Here is an 11,096-nt window from a genome sequence, read left to right as displayed (position 1 = left end):
CGTGCACCAGCTGGTCGGCCTTGTTGCGCGCGCCGATCAGCTCGTGGAACTTCTTGTCTTCTTCCTTGTTCGCCTCGGCGTCGCGCACCATGCGCTGGATCTCGTCCTCGCTGAGGCCCGAGCCGGCCTTGATCTCGATCTTCTGTTCCTTGCCGGTCTTCTTGTCCTTGGCCGACACGTGCAGGATGCCGTTGGCGTCGATGTCGAAGGTGACCTCGATCTGCGGCATGCCGCGCGGCGCCGGCTCGATGCCCTGCAGGTCGAACTTGCCCAGCGACTTGTTCGCGCTGGCGCGCTCGCGCTCACCCTGCAGCACGTGCACGGTCACCGCGGTCTGGTTATCGTCGGCGGTGGAGAAGGTCTGCGAAGCCTTGGTCGGCACCGTGGTGTTCTTCTCGATCAGCTTGGTCATCACGCCGCCCATCGTCTCGATACCCAGCGACAGCGGGGTGACGTCGAGCAGCAGCACGTCCTTGACCGAACCGCCCAGCACGCCGCCCTGGATCGCCGCACCCACGGCAACGGCCTCGTCCGGGTTGACGTCCTTGCGCGGCTCCTTGCCGAAGAAGTCCTTGACCGACTCCTGCACCTTCGGCATGCGGGTCTGGCCACCGACGAGGATCACCTCGTTGATGTCGGACACACGCAAGTTGGCATCGTTCAGTGCCGTGCGGCACGGGTCGATGGTGCGTTTGACCAGATCCTCGACCAGCGCCTCGAGCTTGGCGCGGGTGAGCTTGATGTTCAGGTGCTTCGGACCGGAGGCATCGGCGGTCACGTACGGCAGGTTGACCTCGGTCTGGTGGCTGGAGGACAGCTCGATCTTGGCGCGCTCGGCGGCGTCCTTCAGGCGCTGCAGGGCCAGCGGATCCTTGCGCAGGTCGATGCCCTGGTCCTTCTGGAACTCTTCCACCAGATAGTCGATGACGCGCTTGTCGAAGTCTTCGCCGCCCAGGAAGGTGTCGCCGTTGGTGGCCAGCACTTCGAACTGCTTCTCGCCGTCGACGTTGGCGATCTCGATGATCGACACGTCGAAGGTGCCGCCGCCCAGGTCGTACACGGCGATCTTGCGATCGGTGCCGTCGGCCTTGTCCAGGCCATAGGCCAGCGCGGCCGCGGTCGGCTCGTTGATGATGCGCTTGACGTCCAGGCCGGCGATCTTGCCGGCGTCCTTGGTCGCCTGGCGCTGGCTGTCGTTGAAGTAGGCCGGCACGGTGATGACCGCTTCGGTCACCGTCTCGCCCAGGAAGGCTTCGGCGGTCTTCTTCATCTTCTCCAGGATGCGCGCGGAGATTTCCTGCGCGGACAGCTTCTTGCCGTCGGCGGTGGCCACCCAGGCGTCGCCGTTGTCGTGCTGGACGATGGAATACGGCACCAGGCCGATGTCCTTCTGCACTTCGGCGTCGGTGAACTTGCGGCCGATCAGGCGCTTCACCGCGAAGAAGGTGTTCTTGGGGTTGGTGACGGCCTGGCGCTTGGCCGAGGCGCCCACCAGGACTTCGCCGTCCTTGGTGTAGGCGACGATGGAGGGGGTGGTACGGTCACCTTCGGAATTCTCGATGACGCGTGCCTTGCCGCCTTCCATGATCGCCACGCACGAATTGGTCGTGCCCAGGTCGATGCCAATGATCTTGCCCATTGTCGGGTTCGCTCCCTAAAAAGTGTCTGTCTTGGTCCGGCGCTGCGCCGGGGATGGTCTGGATGTGGGGTCCGGCCGGCGCGGTTCAAGCGCGGCCGGCCCGGGTGTTCAGTCCTGCCTGGCCACCACCACCAGCGCGGGACGCAGCAGGCGGTCGTTGAGCAGGTAGCCCTTCTGGAACACCTGCACCACGCTGCCCGGGGCGGTGCCGGGGGCGTCGACCTGGCTGATGGCCTGGTGGTGTTCCGGATTGAACGCGGCGCCGACCGGATCAAGCACGGTCAGGCCGTTGTCGCCGGCGACCTTCAGCAATTGCTTGTAGGTCAGCTCCAGCCCCTCGCGCAGCGGATTGGCCTCGCCAGCGGCCGCCGCCAGCCCGGCGTCCAGGCTGTCGAAGACCGGCAGCAGGTCGCCCAGCAGGCGTTCATTGGCGAACTTGCGCGCCATCTCGATGTCGCGCGCCACCCGCTTGCGCTGGTTCTCCAGGTCGGCCCGCTCCAGCAGCGAGGCGGCCCGCAGCTGGTCCAGCTCATTGCGGAGCGTTTCCAGTTCGGCGATCAGCGGGTTGTCGGTTTCTTGCGGTTCGGGCGTCTGGCCCAGTTCGGAATCGTGTTCGTTTTGGCTCATCTCGGGTCCCGTCGCGGCGGTTCCTGCCGCATGACAGGCAACTTATTGGGCCGGGCTGTCGGGATTCAAGGCGGCGCCCAGCGCATCGGCGGCCGCCTGCACCACCGGGATCACCCGGTCGTAGGCCATCCGGGTGGGTCCGATCACCCCCAGCACGCCCAGCACCTGGCCGCCGGCCATGTACGGGGCGGTGACCACCGAGACGCTGTCGTGGCGGGCCAGGCCGGTGTCCTCGCCGATGAAGATGCGCACCCCGGGGGCGCGCAGGGTCCGCTCCAGCAGCTGCAGGATCTCGCGCTTGCGGGCGAAGGTCTCGAACAGATCCCGCAGGCGTTCCAGGTCGGACAAGTCCTGCACGCTCATCAGCCGGGTCTGCCCGGCCAGCACCACGTCGTCGCCCGGCGGGACCAGCGCCTGCTCGGCCAGGTCCACCGCCTCGGCCAGCAGGCCCTCCATCTCGCTGCGGGCGGCGCGCAGCTCCCGCAGCAGGGTGGCGCGGATGTCGGCCAGCGGGCGGCCGGCGAAATGGGTGTTCAGATAATTGGCGATCCGCTCCAGTTCGGAGCGGTCGTAGGTCCGGCGCGGTTCGATGACCCGGTTCTGCACGTCGTTGTCGGCGAACACCAGGATCGCCATCACCCGGCGGCCGTCCAAGGGCACGAAATCGATGTAGCGGAAGGCGAACTGCTCGCGCCGGGGCGCGCTCACCACCCCGACGAAATGGGTCATCGCCGACAACAGTTCCGAGGCATTGCCCAGCAGGGCCTGGGTGCCCGCGCCGGCCGGCAGTTCGGCGCGCAGGCGGGTGATCTCGCCCTCGCCCAGCGATTTCACCTGCACCAGGCTGTCCACGAACACCCGGTAGCCCTGCGCGGTCGGCACCCGTCCGGCGGAGGTATGCGGCGAGCTCAGCAGGCCCACTTCCTCCAGTTCCGCCAGGATGTTGCGGATGGTGGCGGGGCTGACATCCAGGCCGCCGTGGCGGGCCAGGGTCTGCGAGCCGACCGGCTCGCCGTCGCGGATGTAACGGGAGATCAGCGCCCGCAGCAACTGGCGGGCGCGGGGGTCCAGCGGGGTGTCGGCGGGTGCGGCCATCATCGCGAATAGATAGCGGCATCGCCTCGCGACCGCAAGCGTTGAAGTGACTTCCGGCCACTTGGCCCGCGCCGGCGGATGCGGGTCAATGGGCGTCCCTCCCGGACCGGGCCCGCCGCCATGGTCTACCTGCTGTTCAAACTGCTGCACGTGGTGGCCTTGGTGCTGTTCCTCGGCAACATCACCATCGGCGTGTTCTGGGTGCGCCACGCCGCACGCCACCGTTCCCCGCCGCGGCTGGCGGACGCGATGGCCGGGGTCATCCGCGGCGATCGCGTGTTCACCCTGCCGGCGGTGATGGTGATCATCGCCAGCGGCGGCCTGGCCGCCTGGCAGGGCGGCTGGCCGGTGCTGCGCACGGGTTGGATCGCCTGGGGCGTCGGCCTGTTCGTGCTGTCCGGGCTGGTGTTCGCGGCGTTGGCCCCGCTCCAGCACCGCCTGCGGGTGCTGGCCGCCCGCGAGGGAATCGGCTGGGAAGACTGCGCGCCGCTGCTGCGGCGCTGGAACCGCATCGGCATCGCCAGCCTGCTGCCGGCCTGGCTGGCCCTCGCCGCGATGGTGCTGAAGGTGCCCGCGTAGCGCCGTCTCGGTTCCTGCGACGGCGCCCGCCGATGCTGCCGCCGCGTGCCATGCGTGTCATGGCTGGCCCTTACAATACGAGCATGCTCAGACACCTCGCGATCAAGGATTTCGCCGTCGTCCGCGCCACCGAACTGGAATTCGGCCCCGGCATGACCGTCATTTCCGGTGAAACCGGCGCCGGCAAGTCGTTGCTGGTGGATGCCCTGGGATTCCTGTCCGGCCTTCGCGCCGACAGCGGCGTGGTCCGCCACGGCGCCGAACGCGCCGAACTGTCGGCCGAATTCGCCATCGACGCCAACGCCCCGGCGCAGGCGTGGCTGCGCGAACAGGAACTGGACGACGAACTGGCCTGCCAGTTGCGCCGGGTCATCCGCGCCGACGGCGGGTCGCGCGCCTGGATCAACGGCCGCAGCGTCACCCTCGGCCAGTTGTCGGATCTGGCCGGACGGCTGGTGGAAATCCACGGCCAGCACGAACACCAGGCGTTGATGGACAAGGCCAGCCAGCGTGATCTGCTCGACGGCTACGCGCGCAACGCGGCCGAACGGCAGGCGGTGGCGACGGCGGCGGCGCGCTGGTCCGAACTGTTGCAGGAGCGCGAGCATCTCTCGCGCCAGGGCGACGTGTCCGACCGCATCAACTACCTGGAACACCAGCTCGGCGAACTGGCGCGCGAGGACCTCGCGCCAGCCAGTATCGAGAACCTGATCGCCGGCCACCGTCGCCAGGCCCACGCCACCGGCCTCATCCAGGCCTGCGACGCGGCGCTGGCGCGGCTGGGCGGCGACGAATCGCCTTCCCTGTCGCGGCAGTTGCAGCAGACCCGGGGCGAGCTGGCCCGGCTGGCCCAGCACGAGCCCCGGCTGGCCGAGATCGACGGCATGCTGGAAAGCGCCAACATCCAGATCGAGGAAGCGCTCGGCCTGCTCGGCCAGGTCCGCGACGATCTGGACGCGGATCCGGAGCAGTTTGAAGAACTGGAACTGCGGCTGGGCCGCATCCACGACCTGGCCCGCAAGCACCGCACCACCCCGGACGATCTGGCGCGGGTGCGCGACGCCATCGCCGCCGAACTGGATGGGCTGCGCGGGGCCGGCGAACGCCTGCTCGGCCTCAACAAGGAAATCGAGGCCGCCCGCGAGGTTTGGAAGACCGCGGCCGCCAGACTCAGCCGCAGCCGCCAGCGGGCCGCCCGCGAACTGGGCAAGACCACCACGGCGCTCATCGCCGAGCTGGGCATGGGCGGCGGCCGGTTCGAGATCGCGCTGGAAGCCAACGAAGGCGACCGCCCGGACCCCGCCGGCGCCGAGCGGGTCGAATTCCTGGTCGGCGCCAACGCCGGCCAGCCGCCGCGGCCGCTTCGCAAGGTCGCCTCCGGCGGCGAACTCTCGCGCATCTCGCTGGCCATCGAGGTCGCCGCGCTCGGCGTGGACGCGGTGCCGACCATGGTCTTCGACGAGGTGGACTCGGGCATCGGCGGCGCGGTCGCCGACATCGTCGGCAAGAAATTGCGCGCGCTCGGCGCCCAGCGACAGGTCCTGTGCGTGACCCACCTGCCCCAGGTCGCCGCCCAGGGTCACGCCCATTACCGGGTCAGCAAGGCGCCGGTCGACGGCATGACCCAGAGCGCGGTCGAAGTCCTGACCGCCCGCCAGCGCGAAGAGGAACTGGCGCGCATGCTCGGCGGGGTCGAGGTCAGCAAGGAAGCCCACGCCGCGGCCAAGCGTCTGCTGGCCGACGTCGCGGGCTGAGGGCGCCGGTCACCGGCTTCGTGCGGGCTTGTGTTTCACGGGGCATGGCCGGGTGGCCGTGCCCACCCGTTGCCCGATGGGGTCGCGGCTGCCGCGGACTCAGCGCTTCTTGCGCACGTACAGCACCAGCGAGTGCTCTTCCAGCACGTAACCGTGCTTGGCGGCGATTTCGCGCTGCAGCTTCTCGATTTCCGCGCTTTCGAACTCGATGATCTTGCCGGTATCCACGTCCACCATGTGGTCGTGGTGGCCGCCGCGATCCAGTTCGTAGACGGCCTGGCCACCCTCGAAGTTGTGCTTCAGCACCAGGCCGGCGGCCTCGAACTGGGTCAGCACCCGGTATACCGTGGCCAGCCCGATCTCGTCGCCGTGCTCGAGCAACTGCCGATAGATGTCTTCGGCACTGAGGTGATGCTGCGAGGTTTTCTGCTCCAGCAGCTCCAGGATGCGCATCCGCGGGTGGGTGACCTTGAGGCCAACCTTGCGAAGTTCTTGGGATTCCATATCGGCGTCTCCGTTCATAACCGGTTTAGCGCCGGCTGCCTGAAGCTGGGTTGCGGCGGTCGCCGGAAGTGTATCATCGGCATGTTTTCCACCTGTAGCCGTCCCATGCGCAAACTCCTGCTGGTCGCCGCCCTCGCCTCCCTGACTGCCGGCTGCGGCATCCTCTACAAGCAGCCGATCTACCAGGGCAACCTGCTGGACAAGGCGGCGGTGGATCAATTGCAGGTGGGCCAGAGCAAGCAGCAGGTGCAGGCGCTGATCGGCAGCCCGTCCATTGCCGATCCGTTCCATTCCCAGCGTTGGGACTACGCGGCCAGCGAACGCACCAACCGTCGCGGCACCACCGACATCAAGACCCTGACCCTGCACTTCCAGGGCGACACGCTGGCCAGCTGGGAAGGCGAATACTTCCCCGAGAACGATTTGCAGTTGGCCTCGGACGTGCGCAAGTTCGGCCCCAACCTGGCCAAGGACAAGAAGAAGGGCCGCGGCGGCCGCTGAGCCGGCCTAGGCCTTGCGGGCGCGCCGCCGCCGCGCCTCCTTGGGGTCCAGCGTCAACGGCCTCAGCAGTTCCACCCGATCCCCGTCGCGCAGGTCCGTCTCGGCCCGCGCCACCACGCCGTGCACGGCGTAGCCGGTGATTTCCGGATCGTCGGCGAACCCCGACGCGCTCACCGCATCGGCCACCCGCGCGCCTTCCGGCAAGTCCAGCGTCACCGTGTCGAACCGGTGCGGCCAGGCGCGGATGACCTCGATCCGCATGCTCATTCCCCGCGGTCGGCCACGCGCACGAAGTCGTCCACCATGCGATCCGCCAGCCCCTGGAAGCCCAGGGTCAGCGCCGGCAGCAGCAGGCGGCTGGACGGTTCGAATTCCAGGGTCAGGCTGACCTTGCAGGCGCTCTCGTCCAGCGCGTGGAATTCCCATTGCCCGTGCAGCTTGCGGAAGGGCCCGTCGACCAGCTTCATGTCGATGCGGTGCGGGCGGTCCAGGGTGTTTTCGGTGGTGAACCAGGTGCTCAGCGAGCCCAGCCCCAGATCCAGCCGGGCCACCAGCCGCTGCTCGCCGGTTTCGATGACTTCGGCGCCACGGCACCAGTCGAAGCGGCGGGGATAGGCGGGAACATCGTTGACCAGGTCGAACATGCGGCTGGCGGCGTGTTCGACCAGGGCGCTGCGGCGGATGGTTTGCATTTGACTCGCTTGTGGTTCCGCCTTCGGCGACAATAAACGGATGGGCAAGAAACCGGACAAGAATAAAGCAACTGGCACCATCGCGTTGAACAAGCGCGCCCGCCACGAGTACCACCTGGAGGAACGCCTCGAGGCGGGACTGGCGCTGCAGGGCTGGGAGCTCAAGGCCATCCGCGCCGGCCGGGCCAACATCACCGAGGCCTACGCGACCATTCGCCACGGCGAGATCTTCCTGTTCGGTTCCCAGATCACCCCGCTCATCCAGGCCTCCACCCACGTGGTGGCCGACGACCGCCGTACCCGCAAGATGCTGCTGCACCGACGCGAGATCGATCGCCTGATCGGCAAGGTCGAACGCGATGGCTACACCCTCGTGCCCACCTCGCTGTACTGGAAGGGCAACAAGGTGAAGGCCGAGATCGCCCTGGCCAAGGGCAAGCAGTCCCATGACAAGCGCGCCGCCAGCAAGGAACGCGACTGGGCCCGCGAAAAGTCGCGCGTCATGCGCCAGCACAACCGCGACGCCTGAGCCGGTTTTCCCGCAGGAGCGATATAAGTCGCGGCCGGATGAATAAGGCAGTCTGGGCACGTACCCGTCATCCGTGCCGGGAACATACCTGTGCTGGAAATCCCGATCGCGACTCACGCTGCTCCTGCGGGACGTCCTCGGCCGTCACCCGGCTAACCACCGGTTGACCGGCTCTCCGTCACAACCTTGTAAGCGCCCCACCCCGCCCCTACACTGTCGCGGTCAGGAAACATTCTGGCTCCCGGGGGTGCACTGGCTTCGACGGGGGTTGCAAAGTTGCCTGGTGCATGCCGAGGGGGCAGCTTTCCTCGTAAATCCAGCGGCAAAACTCTAGTTGCCAACGACGACAACTACGCTCTCGCCGCTTAAGGCGTAAGCCCCGAAACTGCTTGTGTCCGTGCTCGCAGCGTAGGGTCACTATCACGGAATCGCCGGGAGCCGTTGCCTGTCAGCTCCCGGTCAACCTCTAACAGGCTGGTCCTGCGGTGCGCTTTGCCCACCGTGCTGCCGCAGGACGAGACTCAACGGGGGGATAAGCATGTAGTACCGGGGATGGAGTGCCTTCGGACGGCGGTTCAATTCCGCCCACCTCCACCATTCAGACGAAAGGCCCGCTTCGGCGGGCCTTTTGTTTGGTGCTGGCGACACCCGGCAGACGTTCCCGCTTTCTCGCGGCGAAGAGGACGATGGCCTGGCCCCGTCAGTTCATCGGCCGGTCCATGTCGAGATAGCGCCTGAGCGCGCCGGGCATGTCATTGATCCGCTCCCGTGGCGGTTCGTCGTTGCGGAGTTCCAGGTACGCATCGATGGCGGCGGACAGCGCATCACGCACGGAATCCGCCTCATGCGTGGGCACCATGCGCGTCAGCAATTCGTTCGCCGGGCCGTCCAGCCCTTCGATTCGCCTTACGCCACGCTGTGGGCGCCCCGCCCTCCGATGAAGCATCGGGCCCAATACCTGATCGCGTAAAAAGGCGAGCATCCCCATGGCTTCGAACAATTCACCGCGCCGCAGCTTGGCCGCGCCATAGTGCAGCCATATCCAGGCCCGCTGCTCGAACCATTCCGGGGACCGGTCGGGCCAGTGGATGGCCGCCGCCTCCAGGCGGGCTTCGATGGCTTCGGGATCGCGCGCGAACAGAACCGCCGGGCGCTCGACAAGCCGGTCCAGGTCATCGGCAACCACGAACTTCAGATCCACATGCAGCAGCGGTGGTCCGTACAGGCAGATGAGAAGCCTGGGCTCGCCGACATGTTCGCCGGTGAACGCCGACAGCAGTTCGCCTGCCCTCTCCGCGAACCGCCTGCGCTCGGCCATCACCTCATCGTATTGGTCGCTGTCCACGACAATCACGAAATCCAGATCCGAATACTCATCGAACCCGCCATGGATATAGGAACCGCCGGCGAGCAGCGCCGTCAACCGGCTGTCGCGGGCAACCTCGGCCCGGACCCTTTCAACAAACTCCTGGTGCAATCGGGGCAATGCGCTGGTCATATCCGCTTCTCCAAGCCAGCGACCCAGACTACGAGCTTCAACCGTAAAGACAAGCGCTCCGATACTCGATACTCGATACTCGAGCCTCGCGGCTCGGAGCCTAATCAGGACGACCGCCGCGCGCCACGGCCCGCCTGCTATCTTCAACACCGACACTTCATGCCAAGGAACCCGCATGTCGCCTTTCGATCTGGCCGATCTCGTGGATCTGTTCTTGTCCTGGCGGTTCTATCTGGGTCTGGCACTCACCGCGGCGGTCTGCCTTGGTGTCATCCAATGGGTCGATACCGGCGTCCTGCGCTGGGTTTTCTGCATTCCCATCGCCATTATCGGCGTGCTGCTCAGTTTCCATTGGCAGCATCGCGCCGAATCCGACGGATGATGGTCATCCGGGAGGGGGGATGGTGTGTCTTCAGGCCTTCAACAGCCCTCAGGCCGATTCGGGCTCGGGAGTGACGCCGGTCGGCGTATCGGAACGCCGCTCGTGACGCATGGCCGCTGCGCGCCGTGTGCGGATCATGAAGCACCCCACCCCATACACCAGCAGCGGCGCGGCCCAGCTCAACCAGAGCAGCGTCGGAATCATGGTCATCGGCGGGGCGATATCCATCATGCCGGGAATCCGGATCAGTGCCCGGAAGGTAATCGGCGCCAGCGTCGCCAGATAGCAGGCAATCATCCATTGCCGGTGCAATGTCACCTGTCCGCGGCGGATGGCGGTGTAGCCCATGAAGGCCGTCACCAGCCAGGCCAGCGCGGTGGCGCCAAAGGCGATGCGTATCGCGTGCGGCGCCAGGCTGGTCAGGATCAGGCCGACCGCGCCCACACAGGCGACCAGCATTCCCAGCAGAAAGCTCCGGCCGATCCAGCGGTGCAACCGTGGATATCCACGGCGAATCTGCGGCAGGAACTGCAAGGCCCCCAAGACGATCGTCAGCAAGCCTCCGCCGATGTGCGTCCATAGCCATTCGCGGCGTGTCCAGAACATGCCATACGACCCGGCGTCCAGATGCGTGTACTTCTGATAGGCGATGGACAGGAATTCTCCGACGGCGACCGCCACCAGCAGCCATATCACCACCCATGCCGCGTTGCGCAGATGACGGGAACCGCTGCGGGAAACACTGGGAGGGTTCGGATCCGCCATCTCGGTGGGTGTCATCGGCTGGTGATGCGCTGAGACTACACGAGCCCCGGGGGATGGATAAGGCCCGTATTCAGCCGCGTCGTCGCCCCGCCAATCGCGGGGAACCGATGGCGCGGCCTTCGGTGGCGGCTATTCCACCCAGGACACGGAGCCAGGACGCCCTTCCATCCCGCTCGGGTCAGCAGACAGCAGATCTTCGTGCAGCATGAAGACCTCATTGTCATCAACGCCGGGATCGCCCAGTGCGTAGAGCGTGGAGAAGACGGACTCGTAGGCGGTGTTGCGCATCAGCAGGCATATGTCCCGGGGATCGGCGCCCAGCGCGAGCAGGCGCTCCAGGGCGGGGCCGCTGTCGGCAAGAGGATCATCAGGGCGCTGCCTTGCCTGGGCGATGACCTGGTTCAAGCCGGCCGGCCTGAGATGAATGTTGATCACATCGGCCCAAGATGGGCCAGGAATTCTTCTCGACTGGACATGTTTCTCTTGTACGGATGAGTTCAATGGACGCCTGGGACAAGCTGGCAATGGAAA

General features: G+C 66.7%; 14 protein-coding genes and 1 other RNA gene. 6 read left to right on the top strand and 9 right to left on the bottom strand.

The features are described 5' to 3' along the window. The 3 genes from dnaK to hrcA form a co-directional block, all read right to left on the bottom strand. The coding region (gene dnaK, locus ACTHN1_RS06170; protein ID WP_440470078.1) for a molecular chaperone DnaK at positions 1-1,639 on the bottom strand (1,639 nt) is incomplete at its 3' end. 108 nt (positions 1,640-1,747) lie between these two features. Next, positions 1,748-2,266 (bottom strand): nucleotide exchange factor GrpE, encoded by a 519-nt coding sequence (grpE, locus tag ACTHN1_RS06165; protein WP_440470077.1) that lies wholly within the window; start codon positions 2,264-2,266, stop codon positions 1,748-1,750. A 42-nt stretch (positions 2,267-2,308) separates the two neighbouring features. Further along, on the bottom strand, positions 2,309-3,361 hold the full coding sequence (gene hrcA / locus ACTHN1_RS06160; protein ID WP_440470076.1) for a heat-inducible transcriptional repressor HrcA: 1,053 nt from the start codon (positions 3,359-3,361) through the stop codon (positions 2,309-2,311). A 120-nt stretch (positions 3,362-3,481) separates the two neighbouring features. Here hrcA and ACTHN1_RS06155 point away from each other — a divergent pair, with 120 nt between their 5' ends. Both ACTHN1_RS06155 and recN read left to right on the top strand, forming a co-directional pair. After that, entirely contained in the window at positions 3,482-3,940 is a 459-nt protein-coding gene (locus tag ACTHN1_RS06155; RefSeq protein WP_440470075.1) for a DUF2269 family protein, read from the top strand. Between the two features lie 83 nt (positions 3,941-4,023). Beyond that, entirely contained in the window at positions 4,024-5,694 is a 1,671-nt protein-coding gene (gene recN, locus ACTHN1_RS06150) for a DNA repair protein RecN (protein WP_440470074.1), read from the top strand. 99 nt (positions 5,695-5,793) lie between these two features. Here the strand turns inward: recN and fur are convergent, their stop codons facing one another. After that, on the bottom strand, positions 5,794-6,198 hold the full coding sequence (gene fur / locus ACTHN1_RS06145) for a ferric iron uptake transcriptional regulator (protein ID WP_440470073.1): 405 nt from the start codon (positions 6,196-6,198) through the stop codon (positions 5,794-5,796). Between the two features lie 105 nt (positions 6,199-6,303). On the opposite strand from fur, the gene ACTHN1_RS06140 reads away from it, so the two are divergent. Continuing rightward, positions 6,304-6,699, top strand: a complete 396-nt coding sequence (locus ACTHN1_RS06140; RefSeq protein ID WP_440470072.1) for an outer membrane protein assembly factor BamE — start codon at positions 6,304-6,306, stop codon at positions 6,697-6,699. Positions 6,700-6,705: 6 nt separating this feature from the next. Here the strand turns inward: ACTHN1_RS06140 and ACTHN1_RS06135 are convergent, their stop codons facing one another. Continuing rightward, the gene (locus ACTHN1_RS06135; protein ID WP_440470071.1) at positions 6,706-6,960 is read right to left on the bottom strand and encodes an RnfH family protein; all 255 of its coding nucleotides are present in this window, start codon (positions 6,958-6,960) and stop codon (positions 6,706-6,708) included. 2 nt (positions 6,961-6,962) lie between these two features. Then, on the bottom strand, positions 6,963-7,391 hold the full coding sequence (locus tag ACTHN1_RS06130; protein ID WP_440470070.1) for a type II toxin-antitoxin system RatA family toxin: 429 nt from the start codon (positions 7,389-7,391) through the stop codon (positions 6,963-6,965). 40 nt (positions 7,392-7,431) lie between these two features. Here ACTHN1_RS06130 and smpB point away from each other — a divergent pair, with 40 nt between their 5' ends. Further along, positions 7,432-7,920, top strand: coding sequence for an SsrA-binding protein SmpB (gene smpB / locus ACTHN1_RS06125; RefSeq protein WP_440470069.1), 489 nt, complete (start codon positions 7,432-7,434; stop codon positions 7,918-7,920). Positions 7,921-8,163: 243 nt separating this feature from the next. Then, positions 8,164-8,517, top strand: a transfer-messenger RNA (tmRNA) gene (gene ssrA / locus ACTHN1_RS06120). A 103-nt stretch (positions 8,518-8,620) separates the two neighbouring features. Here ssrA and ACTHN1_RS06115 read toward each other — a convergent pair. Further along, entirely contained in the window at positions 8,621-9,418 is a 798-nt protein-coding gene (locus ACTHN1_RS06115) for a nucleotidyltransferase domain-containing protein (protein ID WP_440470068.1), read from the bottom strand. A 175-nt stretch (positions 9,419-9,593) separates the two neighbouring features. Here ACTHN1_RS06115 and ACTHN1_RS06110 point away from each other — a divergent pair, with 175 nt between their 5' ends. After that, a complete protein-coding gene (locus tag ACTHN1_RS06110; protein ID WP_440470067.1) occupies positions 9,594-9,800 on the top strand; it encodes a hypothetical protein in 207 nt (68 codons plus the stop codon). A 48-nt stretch (positions 9,801-9,848) separates the two neighbouring features. Here the strand turns inward: ACTHN1_RS06110 and ACTHN1_RS06105 are convergent, their stop codons facing one another. Together ACTHN1_RS06105 and ACTHN1_RS06100 are read right to left on the bottom strand one after the other, a co-directional pair. Continuing rightward, positions 9,849-10,580 carry a DUF2306 domain-containing protein gene (locus ACTHN1_RS06105; protein ID WP_440470066.1) on the bottom strand — a complete coding sequence of 244 codons (732 nt, stop codon included), beginning with the start codon at positions 10,578-10,580 and terminating at the stop codon, positions 9,849-9,851. A gap of 114 nt (positions 10,581-10,694) precedes the next feature. Further along, entirely contained in the window at positions 10,695-10,970 is a 276-nt protein-coding gene (locus tag ACTHN1_RS06100; RefSeq protein WP_440470065.1) for a hypothetical protein, read from the bottom strand. Positions 10,971-11,096 lie beyond the last annotated feature (126 nt).

This window comes from Pseudoxanthomonas sp., assembly GCF_051953815.1.
Classification (GTDB): Bacteria; Pseudomonadota; Gammaproteobacteria; order Xanthomonadales; family Xanthomonadaceae; genus Pseudoxanthomonas_A.
Note: the sequence above shows the minus strand (reverse complement) of the source record. Positions and strands in the feature narration are given on the sequence as shown.

Bases quoted from the DNA above. Each gene is read 5' to 3' on its own strand.
- grpE (WP_440470077.1), bottom strand. From the start codon at position 2,266: ATGAGCCAAAACGAACACGATTCCGAACTGGGCCAGACGCCCGAACCG.
- hrcA (WP_440470076.1), bottom strand. From the start codon at position 3,361: ATGGCCGCACCCGCCGACACCCCGCTGGACCCCCGCGCCCGCCAGTTG.
- ACTHN1_RS06155 (WP_440470075.1), top strand. From the start codon at position 3,482: ATGGTCTACCTGCTGTTCAAACTGCTGCACGTGGTGGCCTTGGTGCTG.
- recN (WP_440470074.1), top strand. From the start codon at position 4,024: ATGCTCAGACACCTCGCGATCAAGGATTTCGCCGTCGTCCGCGCCACC.
- fur (WP_440470073.1), bottom strand. From the start codon at position 6,198: ATGGAATCCCAAGAACTTCGCAAGGTTGGCCTCAAGGTCACCCACCCG.
- ACTHN1_RS06140 (WP_440470072.1), top strand. From the start codon at position 6,304: ATGCGCAAACTCCTGCTGGTCGCCGCCCTCGCCTCCCTGACTGCCGGC.
- ACTHN1_RS06135 (WP_440470071.1), bottom strand. From the start codon at position 6,960: ATGCGGATCGAGGTCATCCGCGCCTGGCCGCACCGGTTCGACACGGTG.
- ACTHN1_RS06130 (WP_440470070.1), bottom strand. From the start codon at position 7,391: ATGCAAACCATCCGCCGCAGCGCCCTGGTCGAACACGCCGCCAGCCGC.
- smpB (WP_440470069.1), top strand. From the start codon at position 7,432: ATGGGCAAGAAACCGGACAAGAATAAAGCAACTGGCACCATCGCGTTG.
- ACTHN1_RS06115 (WP_440470068.1), bottom strand. From the start codon at position 9,418: ATGACCAGCGCATTGCCCCGATTGCACCAGGAGTTTGTTGAAAGGGTC.
- ACTHN1_RS06110 (WP_440470067.1), top strand. From the start codon at position 9,594: ATGTCGCCTTTCGATCTGGCCGATCTCGTGGATCTGTTCTTGTCCTGG.
- ACTHN1_RS06105 (WP_440470066.1), bottom strand. From the start codon at position 10,580: ATGACACCCACCGAGATGGCGGATCCGAACCCTCCCAGTGTTTCCCGC.